Origin of the sequence: Myxococcus hansupus, from assembly GCF_000280925.3 — a bacterium.
GTDB classification, from domain to species: domain Bacteria; phylum Myxococcota; class Myxococcia; order Myxococcales; family Myxococcaceae; genus Myxococcus; species Myxococcus hansupus.
The window spans coordinates 232,104-255,033 of sequence record NZ_CP012109.1; the positions used below are offsets into that span (position 1 = coordinate 232,104).

The 22,930-nt window shown below is 63.8% G+C and carries 9 protein-coding genes; 1 reads left to right on the forward strand and 8 read right to left on the reverse strand.

The features are described from left to right. Positions 1–62 precede the first annotated feature (62 nt). From A176_RS00985 to A176_RS01020, 8 genes are read right to left on the reverse strand one after another with little or no spacing between them, the layout of a single operon-like run. Positions 63–1,454: an ATP-binding protein gene (locus tag A176_RS00985; RefSeq protein WP_002633357.1), complete on the reverse strand. Its 1,392-nt coding sequence runs from the start codon at positions 1,452–1,454 to the stop codon at positions 63–65. Positions 1,455–1,512: 58 nt separating this feature from the next. Then, complete coding sequence (locus A176_RS00990) at positions 1,513–3,246, reverse strand: DUF6311 domain-containing protein (protein WP_021781436.1); 1,734 nt, start codon at positions 3,244–3,246, stop codon at positions 1,513–1,515. A 48-nt stretch (positions 3,247–3,294) separates the two neighbouring features. Next, positions 3,295–5,178 carry a DUF7151 family protein gene (locus tag A176_RS00995; protein ID WP_044890537.1) on the reverse strand — a complete coding sequence of 628 codons (1,884 nt, stop codon included), beginning with the start codon at positions 5,176–5,178 and terminating at the stop codon, positions 3,295–3,297. A 20-nt stretch (positions 5,179–5,198) separates the two neighbouring features. Beyond that, a complete protein-coding gene (locus tag A176_RS01000) occupies positions 5,199–6,821 on the reverse strand; it encodes a DUF7151 family protein (protein WP_002633354.1) in 1,623 nt (540 codons plus the stop codon). Positions 6,822–6,855: 34 nt separating this feature from the next. Continuing rightward, positions 6,856–8,718 (reverse strand): DUF7151 family protein, encoded by a 1,863-nt coding sequence (locus A176_RS01005; protein ID WP_226994136.1) that lies wholly within the window; start codon positions 8,716–8,718, stop codon positions 6,856–6,858. Between the two features lie 11 nt (positions 8,719–8,729). After that, complete coding sequence (locus tag A176_RS01010; RefSeq protein WP_002633352.1) at positions 8,730–10,457, reverse strand: caspase family protein; 1,728 nt, start codon at positions 10,455–10,457, stop codon at positions 8,730–8,732. After that, positions 10,454–11,212: a hypothetical protein gene (locus tag A176_RS01015; RefSeq protein WP_002633351.1), complete on the reverse strand. Its 759-nt coding sequence runs from the start codon at positions 11,210–11,212 to the stop codon at positions 10,454–10,456. The genes A176_RS01010 and A176_RS01015 overlap by 4 nt, the downstream gene beginning before the upstream one ends. Then, positions 11,209–11,874 carry an RNA polymerase sigma factor gene (locus tag A176_RS01020; RefSeq protein WP_226994137.1) on the reverse strand — a complete coding sequence of 222 codons (666 nt, stop codon included), beginning with the start codon at positions 11,872–11,874 and terminating at the stop codon, positions 11,209–11,211. Before A176_RS01020 ends, A176_RS01015 begins: the two co-directional genes overlap by 4 nt. A gap of 1,033 nt (positions 11,875–12,907) precedes the next feature. Between A176_RS01020 and A176_RS01025 the strand changes: the two genes are divergently transcribed. Further along, positions 12,908–22,153, forward strand: a complete 9,246-nt coding sequence (locus A176_RS01025) for an RHS repeat-associated core domain-containing protein (protein WP_226994138.1) — start codon at positions 12,908–12,910, stop codon at positions 22,151–22,153. The last annotated feature ends 777 nt before the right edge of the window (positions 22,154–22,930 follow it).

Genomic DNA, 22,930 nt, shown 5'->3' on the forward strand with positions numbered 1-22,930 from the left:
CCGCACCCTAATCACGATTCCGCGCGAAGGATGCGGCACATCGATGGCAAGGCGCGCGGTGGCTACACGGGCAGCCGCACCTGGATGCGCGTGCCGCCGTGCTCGGCGCGGACGCGGAGGTCTCCGCCGTGGCGCTCGACGATGCGCCGACAGACGTCCAGGCCCATGCCCGCCGCGTGGGGCTTCGTGCTGAAGAAGGGCTCGAAGACGCGGGGCAGCAAGTCCCGGGGAATGCCGGGGCCATCGTCCGAAACCTCGACGACGACGTGCGCCTCCTCCTTCCAGGTGCGCAGCCGCATGCGGCCCCCGCGCTCGCCCAGGGCCTCCAGCGCGTTGAGCATCAGTTGCGTCCAGAGTTCATCCAGCGCGACGCCCTCCGCCTTCAGGCGGGGCAGGTCGGAGGTGAACTCGCGCTCCACGGTGAGGCGCTCGCCCTGGAGCCGGTGACTCAGCACGGACAGCGCGTGCTCCAGTCCCTCATGGACGTCCAGGTCCTCGCGCGGCACGGGGTCCATGAAGGCGTAGGCCTTCACGCCCTCGACGAGCGCGGAGACGCGCGTCGTTCCGCGCGCCACTTCGGCCAGGAGCACGTCGCAGCTCACCGCGACCACCAGCCACGCGAGCACATCCCCCAGCAGCGCGCCGCCCACGCGCGTCGCCACCGACTCCAGCCACGCCACGTCCAGGCCCGAGGCCACCAACGCGGGCGCGCTGTCCCACGCATCCCGCACGCCGCGCGCCTCCAGCCACGAGCCCACCGCCTCCTCGCGCTCGGCGCGGACCAGCGGCTCCAGCGGGGGCGAGGTCCGGCCGCGCTCCGCGGCTTCCCGGGGAAGGGCCAGCAGCACGCTGCGTTGGGGCAGGGACAGCCCGAGCTCACCCAGGGCCATGGCGCGCGCGGACACCGTGGCCATCAGTGAGCACAGCCGCGCCGCGCTCCGATGGGCCACCGCCGCGGGGCTGCCCAGCTCCGCGCCCAGCTCCGCGGCCATGCGGCCCACGGGGAGGAGCTCCACCTGGGGGCGGACTTCCTGCGCCTGCTGCTGCTGCGAGCGCTGGGAAGCCAGCTCCATCAACCCGCGGCTGAGCGCGGGGGCCAGGCGCAGCAGCTCCCAGAACGTCGCGGGCTCCAGCCGCAGCAGCCGCACGTCCGTCACCGCGTCGCCGCTGGTGGGGTAGGGGGCGTTGAGGAAGAGGATGATTTCGCCGAAGAGGTCGCCTGCCTCCAGGGCGAACGTCGGGACGGCTTCGGCCCCCGTGCGCCGGCTCCACTGCGTGCGGCCCTCCAGGATGATGGAGAGGCCATCCGCCGGAGCGCCTTGCTCGGCGATGCGCGTGCCCGCGGGGAAGTGGAGCTGACGGCCGTGGTCCGCCATCCAGCGGAGCTGGTCCCCGGTGAGCCGGGCGAACAGCGGCACCTGGCGCAGTGCTGCGACGATGTCCTCGCTTCCCATGGGCCGGGATGCTGCCTTGCCCGGCCAGGGAGTCCATCGGATTCGGCGGGGGCGCGCGCTATCTCAACGGGGTGCGCCCCAGGGCCTGGGCGAAGGCATCCGTCCGCGCCCCGGCCACGCACACGGGCAGCCCCTCCAGCACGCCGCAGCGAGCGCCCGCGCGGAGGAAGTTCCCCACCTGCTGACGCACCACGACGTACACGGTGTCGGCGTCCAGGCCGCCCGGGCGCATGGTGGCGTTGCATTCCTCGGCGATGGAGGGCGGTGTCCGGGTGACGTAGCCGCTGTTGAAGGTGAGGCCCAGCCGGTAGGCCATGTAACCCGCCGCGTTGACCAGGGGCTCGTTGTAGGGGCACACCCACTGCACCTGGGGTGGGAAGAGGGCCAGGTGCTTGTAGTGGCCCTTCATTTCCGCCCACTCCGGGGCCGCGAGCCGCCGGAAGCCGTCGGGCCGCCGGCGCAGCTCGCTCTTGTCCTCGCGCACGTCGTACGCCTGCACCGCGACCACCACCGCCAGCGCTGCCGTTCTCACCCAGGCCCGGTCTCTCCACTGCCGCAGCCACAGGAGGAGGGCGCCGCCCATCACCGCGTAGCTCAGCGGCCAGATGAAGCGACCGGACGCGCGGAACGCGGACGTCAGCCGGGAGAAGGGCTCATACACCGCGCCCAGGTCCATCACCGTCTGCCCCGTCCATGTCACGCGGGAGGACAGGGCGTAGAGGGCCAGCAGCAGCGCCGCCACGGTGAAGGGCACGGCCCGCCGCCAGGAGAGGTCCCTCAGCTCGCGGAAGCGCAACGCCGAGCCCACCACCGCGAGCAGCACCAGCAGCAGCGCTCCCGCGCCGATGTAGCCGAAGCCCTCGGCCTGGCGCCGCGCCACGGGCAGGGATGGCAGGATGCGCGACCAGTCCTGGGGATTGAACAGCGTGGTCAGGTCCGAGGAGAACTGGCCGAAGCCCTCCGCGCCCAGGTGGCTGCCGCCGACGAAGTAGCCGAAGAGGGCGAAGATGAACATGTCGAGCAGGAGGATGCCCGCCGACGCCAGCGCCGCCTGTCCCCAGCCGATGACGCGGCCCAGGGCCAGCCGCACCGACAACGCCATGGCCAGGGGCGCGAGCATGGCCACCAGGTAGGGGTGGGTGCCCGCGCCGACCGCGGTCAACCCCGCGGCCAAGAGGAGGCTTCGCTTCGCCGCGCGTGCATCCGGCGTGGCGCGCAGGTGGAGCCACATCATCGCAACCAGCAACCAGTGCGAGCACAGCGTCATGTGGCCCAGGCGCGCGGCCATGGGCGGCGCGAGCGCCAACAGCAGACCGCCCAGCACCTGGTGCGTGGGCCGGTCCGACACCACCGACACGAGCTTCGCGCCGAACCAGCCCATGAGCGCGAAGCCCAGCGCCAGCCAGAGGCCGAAGTATTGGAAGTCTGGCGGCAACAGCGCGTCAAAGGGCTTGAAGAGCACCGCCAGCAGGGGATTGCCGTCCGTGAGCGCCACGGACGTCCCATGGGGATGGAGCTGGTTGGGTGTACTCGTGAGCGGCAGCCCCCACGGGGCATTGCGGTAGAACAGCCAGCCGAAAGTGCCCGCCGCCCAGTCCTCGCGGACCGCCCAGTCCAGGCGCGTGGGCGGAATCGCCCTGGCGCCTCCGAGCCACAGGAACCAGGCCAGTCCGCCCGCAGCCGCGGCCCAGGGCGCCCACCGGTGGGCGAGGGCGGTGGCTGCGTCAGGCGGAGTCGGCGCCGGCTCGGGTGGGGCGGAGTCGCTCGCCGCCGGTGGACTCGAGGTCATCATGGCGGCCTTTGTAGCACCGTCGTCGCCATGTCCTGGCGTCCGGGCTGCCTAGAGCTGGCACGGCGTACCGCTGTCGTTGTCCTCGATGACGCGTTCTTCTTGGGGTCCCGTGTAGGCGCTGTCGGCCAGGAGCGTGGCCCAGCAAGAGGGGAGCTGGGCGTTGCCCGTGACGTGGAAGGCGCGGCGCACGTCCGCCAGGGCAGGCAGGTTCAGCCGAGTGAGCGCGGGATTGTCCCGGACCTCCAGCATTTCCAGTGCATGGAGCGCGCTCAAGGTGCCCAGGTCCGTCAAGGCGTCGTTGCCGGTGACGACCAGGCTGAACATCCACGTCACCCGATGGAACCCAGACAGGTCCGTCAGCAGGGCGTTGCGGGTGAGGGTGAGGCCCCCCATGCTCAGGAACTCCGGCAGGTCCGTCACGCTCGACAGTCGCGGGTTGTCCTCGAGGGAGACGCCATAATGGATGCGACGCAGCGACGGCATCGAGCCCACGTGCTCCAGCATCGCGTTGCCGGTGATGGCGAGGCTTTGCAGTGTCGACACGGACTCGAAGCGGACGTCCAGGAGTTGGGGGTTGTCCGTCACGCTGAGGTGGTTCTTCACGAGGGTGAGGTTCTTCAGCCCGGACACGGACGTCAGGGCGCCGTTGTTCGTGATGCCGATGCCGCCGTCGACCATGCTCAAGTTCCTCAGTCCCTCCAGGGACCGGAGCGCGGGGTTGCCTGAAATCTCCACGCTCCCGCCCACCTCGACGAGCCGCGACAGGGGCAGCTCCTCCATCACGGCATTTTGAAAGACAGAGACGGTGCCGTGCAGTGTCGGGACGTGGCGGAAGGTGTCCGGGGCTGACTGGATGCCGGTGTCCCAGATGGCCAGGTCGAACAACGGCACGACCGCGGACAGGCCCGCCAGGGACGTCAGGCTCGGGAGCGTCCGGAGCCCGAGGCTGTGAACCCGGACCTGGGCGAGTGCATCGTGTTCCTGGGGGCCCACGTGCAACGTGCTGAGCTGTGTGCCGCTGATGCTCAGGGTTCCCCCCACGTAGCGCAGCGCCGGCAGCTCCACGCGCTGCAGCGCCGCGCCGTGAATCTCCAGCGTGCCTTCCACGGACACGAGGCCTGGGAGCACGAGCTCCGTGACGTCGGGGGCCTGGAGGGTGAGGTTGCCACGGATGTTGGAGATGCCGCGCAGCGCCTCGACGTCCGCGGCGTCTTCCACGACGAGCATTCCATGGTGTGTCACCAGCGGTTGGCACACGTAGGTGGTGGCGAGGACCTCCTCGTTATCGAGCACCGCGTTCCGGTTCCCATCCACGCCCGCCTCCACCACGGTGCCGCCGGTGGCGCAGTTCGGGCCCACGGGTTCCGGCCGCTGGCGGAGCAGCGTCGTCTCGAAGTTCGAGCAGAGGCGCACCGCCGCCCGGAGCTCGTCCTCGTCGAGCACGCCGTTCCCGTTGAGGTCCACGCCCGCCTCCACGAGCGAGTTTCCATACCGGCACACGTAGGGATACGTCGTGAGCTCCCGGACGCGGGCCACCACGCGCACGGGTTCGGGCTCGATGCAGCCCTGAACCTCCCGGGTCACCTCGTCGTCGGAGAGGATTCCGTCCCCATCCAGGTCCATCCCCGCCTGGGAGAGACTCCCTCCGTGGGGGCAGGCCTCGCCGCGAGGAACCGGCCGCGTGCGCACCAGCACGCCCGGGGCGAGGGTGGCACAGACATACTCGGTCCCCGTGACCTCGGTGTCGTCGAGGCTGCCATTGGCATCCAGGTCCAGACCCGAGAGCACCGCCTTGCCACCATGCTCACAGTTCGGGCCCGCGGGCTCCGTGTCGACCCGTGTGCGGGCCTCGTGCTGAGTCACCAGTCGGCGCAGGTCGATGGCGTCGCACCCGGCGACGAACATCACCATCCACAGCCATGTCCATCGCATGGGAGAGACCTCTCGGAGCGTCAAGGGGCGCAACTGGCGGCATCGTCATTGCCGCTGATGTCCAGCCGTTCGGCTTCGCCCGTGTACACAGCGGCCGCCAGCGCTGAAGCGAGACAGGTCGGCAGACGGGCATTGTTCCAGACGGTGAACGATTCGGTGACGTGGCTCAGCTCGGGCAGGTCGAAGTGCACGAGGCTCGCGTTGTCCGCCACGTGAAGGGAGGTGAGTGTCTTCAATGAGCTCAGCCCCGTCAGACCTGTGAGCAGGGGGTTGTCCGCCACTTTCAGCGACGTCAGGTGCCGCACCCGTGAGAGGCCCGTCCAGTCGAGCAGTGACGCATTTCCCGTGACCACCAGTCCGCCGGTGATGCTTGCGGGATTGAAGGATCCCAAGTCGCGCAGTGAAGCGTTGTTCTCGATGCGGACATCCTGGACGTGGAAGAGCTGCCCGAACGGGATCGTCTGGAGCATGTCGTTTCCGATGACATCCAGCGAGCCCAGGAGGATGACGATGCTGACGAACGGCGTATCCTCACCGGGGTGAAACTCCAGCGAGGCGTTGCGCATCAGCAGCATGCTGTAGCGGGGCGAGATCGCTGCGAGCCCGCTTGGATTCTTGAGGGTAGGATTGTCGCTCAAGACGAAGCTGCGCCCCACGAGCAGGAGTTGGTAGTCCGCACCTCCCGCGTTCAACGCACCCAGCTTCAGATTGGCGGACACGTCGAGGTCGTCGCCTACGAAGCGCAGGCCCGGTAGCTCGATGTGGGTCAGCAACGGGTTGTTCCAGATTCGGAATGTCCGGTCCACCACCGCGAGCCCTGGCAAGCGCACCTCCGTCAGAGCTGTCTCGTCAATCGTGAGAATGCCCTGGACGCGAGAGATGCGCTGAAGCGCGGCGAGGTCGGCGGGGGATTTCACTTCGTAGTTGCCATGGAGGGTGAGGAGCGCCTCGCAGACGAAGGCGGTCCCGCGAACCTCCGGGCCTCTGAGCACGCCATCGCCGTCATCGTCAAACCCCACCTCGACCCGCGTTCCCCCGGCTGTGCAGCGCGTGCCAGGCGCTTCGGCGCTGTGCTTCACTTGAACGTGTGCCGGATCGATACACACGCTGGTCATGGCGCGGACCTCGGTATCGTCCAGCAGCCCGTTGCCATTCGTGTCGGTACCGGCTTCCACCCGCGTGAGGCCCCAGGTGCATTGCCACGGTGGCGTCGAGGGCGGCGCGGGAAAATGCCGCGTGCGGTGCAGCACGGGCTCGGCGACTCGCTCCGTACAGCCATGGACCTCTCGGGTGACTTCGCCATCGTCGAGGACGCCGTTGCCATTCACGTCCTGTCCCGCTCGGGACACGTGGCCACCGAAAGGGCACCGCTCACCGGGCGGCAGGGTTTGCAGGTGCACCAGCAAGCCCTCCACGGCGGTGTCGCAGACGTATTCGGTGCGGGTCACCTCGTCGTCGTCGAGCACGCCGTTGTCGTTCAGGTCCAGGCCCGCGTGGAGTGCGCGTCCGCCTTCGGGGCACTGGGCACCCTTGGGCTCGTCAGCCCCCCGGGTGAGGACCTCGTGCTGCGTGACGAGCTTCCGCAGGTCGATGCCCTCACAGCCGGATGCGAGCACCACCACCGCCAACCAGGTCCATCGCATGGGAGACTCTCACTTCCTCGTCCGGAGGGCCGACTCAGTCGCAGGTGGCAGTGGTGTCGTTGCCATGAATCTCCGCCGAGAACCCTTGGACGACCCGTGCCGCGAGCGACACCGCGAGGCAGTTCGGCAGCGAGGTGTTCTCCGTGACCGCGAAGGAGCGGGTAACGACCTCCAAGCGGTGCAGGTCGAGACGGACGAGGCGCTCATGGGAGAGGACGTTCAACTCCTCGACGGTGCGCAGACTGCTGAAGTCCGAGAGGTCCGTGAGGCTGGCGTTGTTCTCCAGGTTCAGCGTCGTCATCGTTTGGACGAAGCCGAAGCCCTGCAGTCGGGCCAGCGCGGGATTGTTGCGGACGAGCAGGAAGCCCAGGTGCTGAAGGCCCTTGAACTGCCACAGCCCATGCAGCCGCGCGTTGCCATTGATGCGGATGCCGTGCGTGATGCGTTTGAGCTCGGGGAACGCCTCCACGGACTCCAACACGGGGTTGCCATCAATCTCGAAGATGCCCACTTGGGCGAGCGCGCTCAGCCCCTCGGTCGAGCGAAGGTTGGCATTGGCCCGGACGCTGAACGTGCCGCCAATGGACGCCAGCTCCGGCATGCCGGACAGCGTGCTGAGGGCTTCGTTGTCCTGGACAATCAGGTCGCCGCCGACCTGCTGGAGCACCGTCCCGGTCAGATTTCCCATCCTCGAATTCCGGGCGAGCGTGAGGGAGCCTCCCAGCCACTGGAGATTCCGGAAGGGAATCGTGGAGAGCTTCGCGTTGTCCTCGAGCGTGATGGAGGCGAGGTGCTCGGCGATGTAGGCGAAATAGCCTCCGTCGAGGTTCGCGTTGCCCTTGATGAGAATGCTGCTTCGTGGCGCGACCGCGGCCACGCCGGCCAGCGTGGGGAGCACGGGGTTGGACACCAGGTCGAACTGTCCTTGGACCCAGAGCGGCGCGAGGTTGCCGCTGCCCAGCGTCAAGGTTTGCAAGACCGGGTTGCGAGCCACGGTCAGCGAGTGGCCGACGAAGCGTAGCGCGGGCAGCTCCACGCGCGTGAGGGATGTATCGAGGACTTCGAGCGCGCCCTCGACCTGCATCAGGTCTGGAAGGACAGCCTGCTGAAGGGACTCCGTGCTGAAGGTGAGGCTGCCGCGGATGCGTGAAATGCCTCCCAGCACCGCGAGGTCCACCGCGCTCCGCACGTGATGGTTGCCCATCAGCGTGTGCAAGGGCTGGCACACGAACAGGGTGTCCGCCACCTCGTTGGTGCTGAGCACGCCGTCTTGATTGATGTCGGTGCCCACGTCGACCTGCGTGTTGGGTGTGGGGCACGCCAGGTTGGGCGCCGCCGGGTACAGGCGCACCCGGACCGCATCGTTGGACACGCAGAGGATGGTGGTCGCTCGGACCTCCGAGTCGTCCAGCTCGCCGTTCCCATTCACATCCTGGCCGGCCTCCACGCGCGAGCCGCCCTCGTGACATGGGAAGACGCGCGGCTCCTGCTCACGGATGCGCGTGAGGACTGCCTCGGAGCTGACGCAGCCGTAGGCCTCGCTCGTGACTTCGCTGTCCTCCAAGGCGTCATTGCGGTTCAGGTCGTGACCCGCGCGGTATGCCTTCCCGCCCTCGGGGCAGTTCCCACCGGGAGGTTCGTCTCGAACGCTGAGCAACACACCAGGGACGGACGTGGTGCAGGCGTAGGTGGTGGCGGTCACCTCGTCCGGTTCGAGGAGGCCGTTGTCATTGACGTCCAGGCCCGTGTGGACGGCATGGCCGCCGAGCGCGCAGTTGGCGCCGCCGGGCTCGGACTCGAGCCGGGTGAGGGGCGGATGCTGTCGGATGAGCTGGTCCAGCGAGATGCCATCACAGCCCATGGCGAGTACACAGACCGCCATCCACATGCGTCTCATGAACAGGTTCCTCAGCGTCGCAGCGCCACTTCGAAGCCGAAGGCGCGGTCCCAATGGTTGCGGTCATCGAGGGTGACGCGGTCATAGGTGAGCGTGGCGGCCACCCGCAGCCGTACGCCCGCGAGCGTCCCCATCAGTCCCGTGGCCGTGTACGTGGAGAACACGGTGGGGTCGCCCATGCGCGTCGCGCCGCGCGTGACGCCCAGGAAGCCCCAGCCCGCGCCCGCTTCCAGGAACAGCGGCACGCGCAGCTCCGAGGGCGCCTGCGCCCCCAGGAGCCCCAGCAGCGCGCCCCGGTGGGTGCGGATTTCGTCGGTGGCGATGGGGGTCATCCCATACGTGGCGCGCGCGCCGTAATAAAGCGAGGGCCGTGCCTCCCGTCGCCACGTCACGGTGGGCCCCGTCGCCAGCGTGCTCAACCCGAGCGGCGCCTGCTGCCCCGTCCAGCCCAGGTCCCAACCCGACGCGGCGTCCTGCCGCCGCATCTGGAAGCGAGGGAATCCACCGCCGACGCTCGCGGGAAAGGCCTGGGACACGCCCACGTGGGCCAACCCCGAGGCCGTCACGTAGCGTTCGTAGAACTCCTTGTCGAGCGGCACCGCGAACAAGCCCTTGCGCAGGGCTTCCTCGGCGGGGCCGCGCTCCTGGAGCTCCCGGTCGCCCAGGTTCAGGACGCCGGTGGACAGCTCGGCCAGGGTGACGCGGGCTTCCTGGGTGGGGGTGCGAATCCAATACACGTCGCGCTCGGGGAGGCGCAGGAGGACGTACTGGTCCTCGGAGCGCCGCACGTCCGCGAGCCGTCTGCCGTCGGAGTCCTCGACGGAGATGCGCGAGTGCTCGAGCCCGGAGGGGAGCGGCAGGCTGGGGCCCTTTGGCGAGGGGCCGACGAGGGGTCGCCGTGGCTCGCGGGTGGGCGCGAAGGCATGCAGCGTCAGGCGCGCGGGGAGCCCCTTCACGCCCTGGAGGGACGCGGTGACGAAGGCGCCCAGCTCGCTGTACTCCACCTTGCCGTCGCCGTTGATGTCGGCGGCGCCCATGAGGCCGGAGCGGGCCACGTGGCTGAAGACGCCCGCGCGGATGCGTGACCACTCGTGCGTCTCGCCGTCGTCGCTCTCCGCGAACACGGCGCCCACGGTGGGCCGGGTGGCGAGCTGCTCACGCGCGAGCATGCCGCGCAGCTCCGCGAGCACCGCCGCGTCTGTCTGACCGCCGCGGCTGCCCACGACGCCCGAGGCACGGCACGCATCCACGATGACGTGGACGTAGTCCGCGCCCAACGGGTCCACCACGTCCGCGTAGAGGCTGGCTTTGTCGAGCCGGCCGCCATCGAGGGTGAAGTAGGCGCGTCCGGCCTCGTCGGTGTTGCCGTGGCCCACGTAGACGAGCAGCACATCCGTCTGTCTTCCGAGCTCGCGGTCGACGAGGTTGGCCGCGCGCAGTCGGGCCACCTCGCGCTTCACCTCGTCGGGGGTGGCGGGGCGGGCGCCCGCGAGCACGGGCCGCGCACTGGCGCGAGTCGCCTCGTCTGGGGCCACGAGCAGCGTCGTCTCCACGCCCAGGCGTTGCAGCGTCTCCGCCCACAACACGCCGTCATCATCCGCGAAACGCAAAGACGGGAGCGACGGGTCGTCGCTCCCGTTATGGGCAATGACCAGGGCACGCCGAACCACGGTTTCGGCCGAGGCACCTCGGGCCAGCAGCAGCGCCGCGGCTCCGAGGAGCGCTCCCAATGTTTTCATGGCCCTTCCTCTACCCTCACTGACTGCTTGAGCACCACTGCGCCCTCGGAGGGTTCGCCCCGCAGGGTCGCTAGGGACTCGGCCGGGCTGCCGGCGAAGGCGGCAATGATTTCCACAATGCCTGTCGTCTCGGGCATGGGGACGGTCAGCTCGAGGGGGGCTTCCTTGCCCAGACTTCCCGTCAGGGCGAAGGGGCCGGCCAGGACCTCCTCCGTCCTCCCGCCAAGGACTTGGACCGTGACGTGGGTGAAGGGGGCATGGCCACCGGCAGCGAAAGCCAGCATGGCGCCCGCGCGGCAGGCGTCTCCGGCGTGCAGTTCTCGCAGGGCCTGTCCCGGCGTGGCGCAGAAGAGGCGAAGCGCGACGCTGGGGGGGACGGTGCCTTCGCCCCGGGAGACGAACTCGCCGGGCACGTTCGAGGTGGTGGGGACGAGCACCACCGCGAGGAACACGGCGGCCAGCGCGCCGCCGAGCAGGGCGAGGGAGGGCCAGCGTGAAGGGGCCTGTTCGGGTGCCGCCGCGGCCAGGGCCGCCGCGAGGCCGCCTTGTGACAAGGCTTGCAGCTCCATGGAGGAGGGCGCGTCGAGGTGGCCGCCTTCGAGGCCTCGGTGGGCCTGGGTCCACCGCTCATAGCGCGAGCCGCAGCGCTGACAGGCGTGGGCATGGCGCAGCAGGCGGGCGGCCTGGTGGGAGGACAGGTCCCCCAGCGACCACCGGGTCAGGCTGGCGTCGATATGTCTCTCGTACCACCTCATGAGGGCATGCTCCTGATTGCGCACAGGGCGAGTGAAGCCAGCAGAACGCCCAGCTCCATCCGCCCGGGCTCGGCCGATGCGTCCAGCCAGCCCGAGGCCTTCAAATGCTCCGTGAATTGCGTCCGCAGCCGTCGTTCGCGCACCCGCACTTCGCCTCGGGTGAGTTGGAGCTGTACGGCGGCGGATTCCTGCGACAGTCCTTCCACGAAACGGAGCTGCGCCAGGGCGCGGCCTTCGTCCGTGAGTGTTTCGAGGAAGCGGCGGACCAGGTCGCGCACCTCCTCGCTCAATGCCTCTTCTTCGGGCGACCGGCTCTCGGTGGGCAGGTGCGTGAGTTCCGGCGCGTCGTCCATGGAGATGGCTTCGCGCGACACGCGTCCCGACGCGCGCATCAGGTCGATGGCCGTCGAGCGCGCCACCGTGAGGAGGAAGCCCAGGTAGGGGCGCACCCCGTCGTAGGCCTGCCGCATGTTGGGCCGGAAGGCCCTGACGAACGTCTCTTGATGGGCGGCGTCCAGGTCCAACGCCGACAGCGCGACGGTCCGCGCCCCCCCGTCCGAACCGGCCGAGAACTTTCGCGAGAGGTAGCGGAGCACCTCCGGCGAATACGTCCGGTACACCTGCGTGAGGACGGACGTCTCCCCCCGGCGGAAAGCCTCCAAGACGGACCGGTCGTTTCCTGGCAGCACGGTAGGCAGCTCCGTCCCTCGCGAGCCGGCCGAGCCCAATGCCCGGCCGTCCGTCATCCCGTCAAAATGGGATACGGAACGTGCTCGCAAAATGGGTCGCGCCTAATAACGCATTCCGCGCATTTTCATTGGGGGGCGGTCGGACGATTTCCGCCGGGCGAGGGGAGTGGCCATGTGGGGTGCAGGGCTACCCAGGTCTCGCGGAGACGGTCGAACAGTCGTTGGTGCTCCGCAGGAGCCAGGCGCTGCCGCGAGGCTGGGGTGGTCTCCCACCAGACCGCGTTGAAGAGACAGACAGCGGTGTGGGCCTGAATCCCTGGCAGGTCGTCGCGACCCTGCTGGAACAGGGCCAGCAACTGTCGCTGGATAGGACCGAGTGTCGTGTTCGGACGCATGGCGCCAGCCCCTTGAAAACGCTCGCGTGCACGCCCCGTCCGACGTGTTCCAGTCCCGGGCGGTATGCCGTGCGGACTCGGCGTTTATGACTGAATGGAAGTAGGGCTGGTCCGGCAGCCGCGTCAGGGGGGGGCGCCGAGCAGTCACGGTTGAGGATTCGCTCCGCGTCCTTGCGTCCCACGCTGCGGTATGGCGCGAGTGATTCGACATAGGCGGGGTGCTGAGTGGATGTCCGCATGCTGCAACACCATCGGTAAATGACCCAGGTGAGGAGAGAACGACTCGCACTGCTGTTGGTGTCTGGTGCACGGTCTGTGTGGCTTCTCGTGCTGCTTGAGTCTGGTCAGTCCTCTCAGGGCCGCCCTGGTTTGGCCTAAATCCATATTTACCGGAATTTCTGTTCTGTCCCTGGATGGGGTTTAGGCACCGTGACGAAACCATGATGGTACTGGAATTGACACTTGTCGGAGTGGGCAGGTAGTGAACTCTGCAAGGGGAGACGTCAATGCGAGCCTTGGGGAGTGTGATGCGGTCAGGCCAGATGGGGATGTTGCTGCTAGCGCTGTTCGTGTCGCTAGGGGCACGCGCGGATGGGGACGTTTGGAAGTGGTTGGCCGCGCAGCAGATGGAAGAGGGGGGAGCTGTTACCTCAATGTGCGGCCAATCTCATTTGCCGGAAGATACTCTGGCGGAGGACTGGACAGCGGCCTTTGAGTCAGCGCGCGCCGAGTGGCAGGCAAAACGGGATGCGGACCAGGTTCAATTGGCTGAAAGCCTGGCGAAAGCATATGCAACTCTTGGAGTCAGACCTGCTTGGTGGCAGCGCTTCCTGCATATGCCATGGGTTGATGCGCCACAAGCATCAGCTCTGGAGGGCGCTCATTCTGCTCTTCGGAAAATCATGGAGCAGTTGAATGCAGACGCTTTCATGGAGGGCGCATCCAAAGCCTATAAAGACGAAATTTTGGACGCCCTCGGTCGACAATTGAAGACGATCGAATCGCTTTCTGGCGGCAGCTATACACGGGCATGGCAGATGGCTTGGGGAGAGTCACCGCATGAGGGCATCGCTCGGCTGCAGTCGAAGGTGTCGAGCTGGGATGCTAGGTTGGCGGTAGAGGATGTGACGCAAGTTGCTCGTATCGAGAAAGTCGTGGCAACTGACCTGCAGGAAGGCGTGGTAGGTCAGCCGCTCTCGCTGCCAGTGACAGTGCGAGTGTCCACCTCCTCTGGCGAGCCCGTTGTCGGGGCGACTGTAACGTTCAAGCGAGCGGGGAATGCTCAGTTGATGTTTCTGCCACATCCCGGACAGGGGGGGGCACAGAGTGAGCTGCAGGCAGCTACAGATGAGCACGGGCACGCGTCGGTGCGAGTGGTTCCTGATACGAATATCGCGCGGTCGGCCGCTCAGCGGATGGGCACTTACGCTGCTCAGCATCTAGGCTACAATCTAGTGACGGCGGAGACGTCAAACGGAACTCAGGTGTTTGAGCTGGTTCAGCCATTCGCCCTGATTGGCTTGCCCGATGCTCCTGCGAGCCTTTTGGGGAATTTCGATACTACACCTACTGAGCCTGGCTTGCAGATGATGGGGCCCTTGAATGCGCGGGTTGTAGATCAGTATGGAAATAACTTGGCAAATGAGCCTGTGGTTTGGACGCAGCTAGATCCGACCGGACGTTTCTTTTCGTCCAGCATGGTCAACGCTCCCCAGGTCCTCGATTACTCAAATCCGCTCCAGTTACTAACAGCAACTGGATGGTCGTTGACTTCCGGGTATCAGAGTATGGACTATATTCCCGGGCCGACATCAGGCACATATCGTGTTACAGCTACCTCGGGGAGTTTGACTCGAGATTTTGACATAAGTGCAACCGCGTCTACGGATGCCTATGTCCTGCGAGCGCCATCTTATGATCCGTATTTGACTGTCTATGGTTTGCACTCTTCGCGGGTTTCGAAGTTTCAAGTCTTGCACTGGCCACAAGGCGCCACTGGTTGGACTCCGCTAAACGGCAATGAGCCGGGGTTGCAGGCCGCCGAAGTCAAGATTGCTACGTATGTAGGCTTCGGACCTGGTGGGAGTAGTTCGAATCTTCTGGCTTCTTATGTGGAAAGGCCTGCTCTGGTAGGTGTTGAGCCTCTCGATGATGAGATGTCCGTCGTTCATCGTGTAAAGGCCTTGGTGGCGCCTTCGGCGACAGTTTCTCAGCCGTATCAAAATTATCTTGTGGAGTGTCGTGTCTTTGTGGTGGGACGTCCCACTCCTGTTTCCTGTCGTCGCGGGATTTATAACCCCAGTCGTTCTGTCGTTCCTTCCTTGCGCTTGGCAAGGAGACTTCCAGACGGTCGAATCGTATCCTCTGAGGGAGAGGCGGATGCGTCCGACCTCTCGCTGGGATTCACAGTAAACAACGGCAGTTCGGACAAACTCTACGTTCGAATGATCGTTCAGTCGAACGAAGCTGGCGACGCCATTGTAACTGGATTCGGGCATCTGCCTCTTGACTCCGACGGTGATGCGGAAATTCAGGCAACCGCCAGCGTTACTCACCTATTCAGTCTGAATCCCTCTACTCGGGGCGGGAGTGTGCGGTTCGAGTTGTACGCGAAAGATCATCTTCCGACTTCCGTCACGAAGGTTCTTCAGGCTGTAAGAGAGTTCGACGTCTCTGTTCCAGAGCCAGAGCTTGTGTTGTCGGGCCTCCCGCTGGCTGCGCGATGGGTATTGCCGGCGTGGGATTTTGTGTCTGGGCAAAATCCTGTTCCGGGACAGCCTCTGCCTGAGGATGCTCAGGTACCCGTGGCATATCCCGCCCAGCTTGGTGTGACCGTTTACTCGGATGGCGTACTGCGCATCTCGCGAGGGGGAACGGAGATTTCCAGTGCCAGAGTGTACGCCAATGCTGCAAATGGTGTCACGCAGGTCACCCCGCTTAGCGGAATGCCCATTGTCATGAAGTGGAATAGCTATGCGGTGGTCGAGCTAGCACCGGGGGCCGCGGGAGTTGAGACAATTGGTGTTTCATTTCAGCCGACGAATGCCAATGGTCAGATGATTGAACGGGAAGTGCCGCTCAAGACCTCCGTCATGTCGGAAGGGAGGCTGCCTGTGGGCCATACGTTCATCAAGGGAGTCAGCTTGGTGGATGGCCATTTGGTAAAGCAGGCCGTGGATCTGGAATATCCAAGTCGAGGTCTAGGACTGACGTGGTCTCGTACGTACGCGAGTGGTGAGTCAGAAGACGGTGTGTTGGGATTGGGGTGGACGCACGCGTATAACGGCATTGTGCGGCCGCTGGCAGGCTTCCGTTTCCTTGTCACCAGCGGTGAGGGGGGCGGCCAAGTGTTCAAATGCACTGGCGACGGCACGGGATGCGTTCCGCAGCAGGGATACCACGGAACGTTCCGGGCGGAGGGCGCCGGCGCTGAGCGTGCGTATGTCTTCAGAGCAAAAAGCGGAGTGGAGTATCGCTACGGCCTGCTTGATTCGTTCAGCATCTCACCGCAGTATCGACTAACGTCAGTGGTTGCTCCGACGGGGCATTCCCTGGTGCTGCATTACCATAACTACTCTGGGGAGGGCGCACTAGCTCGGGTGGTCGATCTGGCCAGCGGACGGTCTCTGCGGTTCGGGTATGAGCGCAAGGCAGGGCGAAATAGAATTCTCAATGTGGAGTTGCACCATTCGTTGACGCCAGATGCCAATGAGGTGGAGTATCTGGAGTCTTGCGTTGGTTATGAATATGACGACAACGGGCGATTGGCGTCTGCGTCCCGTTATAGTAGTTATTGTTTTTGGGAAGCTCCTCTTCGGACTGAGTTTTTTACCTATGAGGAGGGCACTTCCGAGGCAACTCGAAGTCGCATGTCTCAGTACGTGGGACCCGATGGTGAGGTGACGCGATATACGTATTATGCTGAATCGGATGTGGTGGCGGGTGAGGATGATTACCTGCTGCTGATGAATAAAGATGAGAGAGTGAAAGAGGTGATTGAGGTTCTCGAGACTTCGCCTGTTCGAGAGGGCATCACTACGTTCACGTATAGTGTCGCTCCAGAGTCGCGTACGATTCTCGGGGAAAATTTGACAACCTACACTACGACGGTCGGAGGTCCTCGGCCGGGTGTGCCTTTGTCAACCTACCGGATGAATGCGACGGGGGCCGTAGTGGAGACGGATCGTCCACAGTCCCCTGGCATCTTTGCGACGTCCAGTGCCCTATGGAATGTAAGTCACCGTACCCGTGTAGTGGCGGCCGATGAGCGCGGGCGGGTGACGCACTTTCTTTACGATGAAACTGGAAATTTGATTGAACGTCGTGTCGAGGGTACCTCGCTGCCGGGTTCTGGGCTTGTAGCCCCCACGCTTCAGGTGCTGGACGCTCAAGGCCTGCCTGTCGAAGAAGTCGTGGAGAAATGGGGATACGACCCTGGCTTCAATGTTCAGGTCTGTCATGTGGACCCGGAAGGCTTTGCGACTGTTTCCACAATCGACTCGACGGGGGATTCTCCTGAGCATGTGGTCCCGGAGGGTACAGGGCGAGTGCTCGAGACCCGCCGCTACGCGAACCGGGTGTCACGTCAGGCGCTGACTTCAACCGCGCCTTGTGACGAGGTGGTGGCGTCTCTGACGACGTCGCCGCAAGACGTCGTATCGAGTTGGGAATACTGCGAGATTGGGTTCGGCGCGTGCCCGCCGAATGCTCTGCGAGGAGATTTGTCCGCGGTCGTTGGCGCGGACGGTCACACGGAGCGGGTGACGGCATATGACATTTATGGGCAGATGCGCTCGAAGACGTTGCAGGTGAGCGATACGTCTGTACTCACAGTGCAGTCCACCTTTGATGCACGGGGGCGGCTGGAAGTTGAGCAGGATGGACTTGGACGTCATCGGACGTTGCAATGGGATGCTTTGGACCGGCTGACGCAGGAGGTCCAGTGGAGCTTTGGGGATCCCGGTGTATCGCGGACGTTGCAGTATCACGCCGGCGGGCAACTCAAGCGTGAAGAGCAGGGGGCGGATTTCGTCCGGGACTATCACTTGGACGCAGCTGGGCGATTGGCGCGCATCGTGGAGTCCGGAGGCGGGCTCGCCGTCCCATTGGAGACCCGTTACGGCTATGACGAGGCAGGTAACCGCACGACGGTCATTGATCGCCGCGGCGTACTTACCACCACCACCTACGATTTCGCGGATCGGCCCGTTCAGGTGACGGTGTCTGTTGCGGACGGACCCCGCTTCGTTTCACAGGGGGGGAGCCCTGATGAGGTGGGAAAGAGTTACGTCCTCTCGACGACCAGGTATGACGCTGCGGGTAACAAAGTCTGGCATTCGGATGTGTCCGGCTTTGATCGGACGTATCGATTGGACTCGTTGTACCGAGTCGTGGAAGAGCATAGCCCCGAGGTGCCGGGGGCGTCCGATACTGCCCCACCTCTGCGGTACACTCAGGAGTCCAGGTACGATTTGGCCGGGCGGAAGGTTCGCCACGTCGATGGGAACGGGCACGTAAGCACTACTGCGTACGACTTGCTGGGACGGGCGGTCGCACTGACTGACCCGCTCGGCCGGGTGGAGCGTCGTAGTTATGACGGAAGAGGTAATGTCACAGAGGTACGCTGGGAGACCGGAGGTGTGCTGCAGCGGACGTTGAGCACAACCTACGATGGTTTGGGTCGAACCCTGTCGACCGCTGAGAGCGCCGCGACGGAAACGGGCAATGTTGTTTACGCATCGCAAACCGTCCATGATGATGTAGCGCACGTCACGTGGACTCAGAACGCCCGGGGCCTGCTCCAGGCGAGCCATTTGGATGGCCTGGGGCGTGTGTTCAAGGTAGTTGTTGATGCGCCTGCAGGGCCACTGCCCCGCCAACCTGCTGATCCGCGCATTGGGCCTGCCCTCGCGCTGACAAGCACTGTGGAATATGATGCATTCAGTCGGGAGGCTGCCCGAGTCGATGCGTTGGGTCGACGCACTGAAACGGTGCACGATGCGCTGGGCAGGCAGGTCGCGGTGCATCACCCTATGGGTGTTTCCACAAGCCGGACTTACGATGGCGAGGGGAATCCCATCCAGTTCGTGGATGGTCGTGGAATCACTAGACAGTACACCTACGATGCACTGGGGCGGCCGCGTAATGAAGTGCTGGTGGAGAGCCTGTCCCAAGAAGGACAGTCACTCGTTGTTGCGCAGCGTGCGTATGTTGATGTCACTGATGCAGATGCGTTGACGCATGAAAATGTGTTGGATGCACGTGGGAACCTTACGGCGCACTACCGGGATGGCCTTGGCCGTGAGGTTCGACGGGTCGATGCACTTGGGTATGTTACGCAGTCCAGGTTTGACGCACTCCACAAGCGGCAGACTCAAGATGCAAAGGGGTACATTTCTCGCTTCTCATATGATGGTGCTGGGCGAGTCGTTGGTCAGTCGGATCATGCTTCGGCCAGCGGTGCGCCGACATATTCACAGACCTGGGAGTACGCGGACGCCTCCCGTGAACAGACACACCTGAACAGGCGAGGCGTCCCCACTGTGCTGCTTCACGACGGACTGGGTCGGAAGATCCGCAGCGTTCGGGGGCAGAACGCTGACGTCGCGGAGGAGTCCTGGGAGTATGATGCTGCAGGACACCCCATTCGATTCGTTGATGCGAAGGGCCATGCGACCGAGCGGCTTTACGACGGTGCCGGCCGTCTCCTGGAAGAGGTCTTGGCCGCTGGCACACTCGCCTCGGCGACGACGACGCTCCAGTACGACGCTGCCGGCCAGTTGACGCAGACCAAGGGGCCCAGAGTCACAGGAATCGCATTCGATTTCCGCTACACATATGATGATTTGGGTCGGCGTGTCCGCGAAGAGAACGCACTGAATCAAATCACTGCCTGGGCGTACGATGCCGCAGGAAACAAGGTTTGTACCAAGCAGCCACTGGGACAGCCCACGCTTGCGCATGGAGCGGCAAGTGGAATGTCACTGGCCCAGGTGAAGGCAAATGCCTGTGGGGGGGCGTATGTAACGGAGTACGCCTATGATGAGGAAGGTAAACTCGTCTCCATTACGGACGCGGCGAATGGGCTCACTTCGTACGTTTACGATGCCACCCGTAACCTGGTGGCGAGGCAGGATGCGAACGGAAATTTGACGACGTATGAGTACGACGCCCGAAATTTGCGTTCAGCTGAGCACCAACATCTCGATGCTCATTCACGGCTGACTTCGGCGCAACGTGAGAGCGTCCCGCTATTTGAGAGTGGTGCGACGCCAACTGGTAGCACGGGGACGTTGACCTGGCGTCATACGTATGATGGCAATCGAAACGAAGCCTCCCATGTAGATCCGAAGGGGCAGCGGGTTGAGTTTGCCCATGGCCTGCTTGATCGACTGGCAAGCCGTACGTATTCGCAACATGCGAGCCCACGTGAGCTTCCTTCTGTCAATTCGGAAGTCCTCGCTTATGATCCGAACGGGAATTTGACTGGCGAGTCACAGTCGAAGCAGACCGTGAATGGTGTCCGGCTGGAGGTTGTGACCTCTACGTTCGACGCTCTCGATCGTCTGAAGACGCGCTTGCGCGAGTACGACGGGAAGCAAGTATCATATCAATACGATGCTTTGGGAAATCGTACGCGTGTCGAAGACTCAGACGGTGTCGCGACGACGTACTTGTACGATGGACTGAGCCGGCTTACGCATGCGACACTGCCTGAAGGCGTAGTGGAGTATCGTTACTGGCCCGATTCACTCCCCAAGGGCATCACATGGCCTAATGGCATGTCGGAAGGCCGGTGTTACGACGCGGTAGGCCGCCTCTCTCAGATTGTTGTCGGGAGAGGGGGTGTGAGTGATTCGTGCCTGAGCATTGGGGCTATGGTCAGTCGCCATGCGTATTCGTACGATGATAATGGCAATCGCTTGGGGCAGACTCGTGTTCGTACCAATCCCTCGACTCAGGAGAGTGGGAGTCCCGAGTTTACATCATATGGTTATGATGTTTTGAACCGACTCACCGGCGTTAGTGCCCCAGATGGGCAGGCTTCGCTCTACCGGTGGGATGCTGCGGGGAATAGGACAGGTGAGCGGCGTGCACCGAGCTTTGCTGTCTCGGGCCTTGGTCCTGACTCATACAACACGGTTCTGTCTCACGAGCTTACGTACGACGTCGCAGGGATCTTCAATCGCGTGGATTGGCTTCGAGGGCTTCGCGATCTGAAGGATGCTACGAGGCATGTTGCGCTGAGTTATGACCTCGCAGGGAACATAACGCGGAGGACGGCGCAGGGTGTTGTTCGCGACTTTGCCTGGGATATTCGCAACACGCTGACGGCCGTTTACGACAACGGCGTGGAGGTCGGTCGTTACGATTATGACGCCAGTCTTCAACGAACAGTAAGGCGTACTGCCTCAGAGCATGTGGAGTACGTGATTGACGATGCCTTTGTCTTGGAGGAGGCGGACGGAAGTCAAAGTCACAGGCCAACGAGGCGCCGTTATCACTACGGCATAGGTCCACTTGCTGTAAGCGACGTGGCATCGGCGACTCTCGGCTTTTTGGGAACGGACGCGCTGGGAAGCGTTACAGATGTACTGTCCGAGATCGGTCAGGTTTCCGCCACACGAGAGTATGACGCGTGGGGGAATTACCAAGGTGGTTCGGCGCCAAGTGTCAATGACTTCAAGATGGGTTTCACGGGGCATCAGTATGACGTGGAAACCGGTCTTACCTATGCTCGGGCTCGGTACTACGACTCTGAGCTGGGTCGATTCCTCAGTCGCGATTCATTCGAAGGCGTCGTGGGTGATGCGCCGAGTCTGCATCGCTATATGTATGCAAATGGTAATCCACTTCGGTTTGTCGACCCCACGGGTCACTGGAGTACGGAACAATTTGTGTATGGACTTGGGGATGTTGCACGGGGAATCATTAACTCAGGCATTGGTGCAGTACGTCCGCTGGCGGCCGTGGTGGGCGGGGCGACTGGCGAATTCGACGAGAATTGGAGGTTTCAACTTGGCCAAACAGACACTTGGCATGGTGAGCTGAGCAATTCAGTCGGCGGGATGGTTGCCGCGGTTACGACGGTGGTGGAGGACCCGTTCGGCACTGCTATGCGCGTCGTGGACGCCACTGGGCAGATGCTCGGGGAGGGGACGGCAGCTCTCTACGTTGCTGCCACAGAGGATGGCATCGTTGGAGATGCTGCGAGTCGGGAGTTCGGGCGACGGGCACCGGATTTGATTGGCGCCGTATTGGGCGTAGGCGGCACAGCCAAGGGCGTAAAGGTGGTGGGAGAGTCGGCCTTTGATGCCGCGAAACGGCAGGTAGCCAAGCGAGGCGCTCGAAATGTGGCGAGGGAATCGGCTGAGGCTATTGGCGACGTCGACCGCCGTGCGTTGGCTCGTGCTGGAACCGTTGGCGATGATGTCGCTACGGCCAAACTCCGTGAAGTAGAGGTTTCAGCTCCAGATTTTTCCGATTTGGATGAGTGGTACCAATACAAGGAACGTTATGTGGATCCGCAGGCGTTTATTGATAATTTCATTGTCGAGAATCGCATGCGAGTTGAGTTTACGTTTAAGCCGGGTTTTGAACCGAGATTGAAGTCGTCAGGGAAGGCAAAGCTTGACTCGAGTACTCAAATCGGAGAATCTGCTCTGATTCGTGATTCTGAACTCTTCAAGACGCTGGCTCACGAAGAGGCTCATCATCGTCTTAATGAACGAGCGAAGCGAGGTAGTGGGAGAGCTGAGCGATTGAGGAGGACTATGGAGGTCGAGGAAAACTATGTTGAAGAGGTTGCCAAGAGATATTTTCGGAAGAAGTCACTTGGGCGAACCTTTGCCCATTAGAGGTCTGTAATGAGCCAGCAGTCGCGCACACCCGTGCACCCCAGCACTTGGGATGAAGTCGAAAGTATGGTGGATTCACTTGGGCGGAATGTGCCTCCCATGGTCTGCCCAACATGTGGCAACATGGTGTCTGTGGAATTCACTAAGCCACCGCGCCGTTCTGCACGGATTAAGTGTACGACGTGCAAAGTTGAGACGATTCTCGATGGCCTACCTGTGGAGGTGGGGTGAGGTCGGACTTGCCCCATTTGGCTGAGGGCCTAGCTCGGTAGAGAAGAAGTCGGCCCTCCTGCTGTGTTCTGACAGCAGGAGGGCATGTGTACGGGGCTGGTGCAGAAGGGTGACGGCTTGGAGGATGCTGGACGAAGCTGGATCCATTGCTCCCCAGCCGGCCGTAACCGACCGAAGGCCGACGTGCTGAATAGCGGCAGGCTTGCTGGTTCTTCCCGGCATGCGACGACCGAGTCCGGATGAGTGAAAATAGTTGGTGGTGGATTTCGAGGTAGGTGGGCTGCCGCAGGAGAAGTTCGCGGCCAGGCATGTTGTCTCGCTGGGCACCTTCATGTGCTGGCTGTTCAGGAAGAAGCGAGCTTGGGTTCGGCTATCGGAAGCGGAAGTCAGCCCGCACGCCACTTTTCTATTCGTCGAGGTTGTCGCGGCCTCGGCACCGCAAGCTCGCAGGGCACTTGGAGGTATCACTGCCTCGCGGGTTGCTCTTGCGCTTCCCCATGGGCTCGGACGCCGGGTAACCGCGCACACCTGTTGGCGGCGCTCGGC

Bases quoted from the DNA above. Each gene is read 5' to 3' on its own strand.
- A176_RS01015 (WP_002633351.1), bottom strand. From the start codon at position 11,212: ATGAGGTGGTACGAGAGACATATCGACGCCAGCCTGACCCGGTGGTCG.
- A176_RS00990 (WP_021781436.1), bottom strand. From the start codon at position 3,246: ATGATGACCTCGAGTCCACCGGCGGCGAGCGACTCCGCCCCACCCGAG.
- A176_RS01005 (WP_226994136.1), bottom strand. From the start codon at position 8,718: ATGAGACGCATGTGGATGGCGGTCTGTGTACTCGCCATGGGCTGTGAT.
- A176_RS01000 (WP_002633354.1), bottom strand. From the start codon at position 6,821: ATGCGATGGACCTGGTTGGCGGTGGTGGTGCTCGCATCCGGCTGTGAG.
- A176_RS00985 (WP_002633357.1), bottom strand. From the start codon at position 1,454: ATGGGAAGCGAGGACATCGTCGCAGCACTGCGCCAGGTGCCGCTGTTC.
- A176_RS00995 (WP_044890537.1), bottom strand. From the start codon at position 5,178: ATGCGATGGACATGGCTGTGGATGGTGATGTTCGTCGCCGGGTGCGAC.
- A176_RS01010 (WP_002633352.1), bottom strand. From the start codon at position 10,457: ATGAAAACATTGGGAGCGCTCCTCGGAGCCGCGGCGCTGCTGCTGGCC.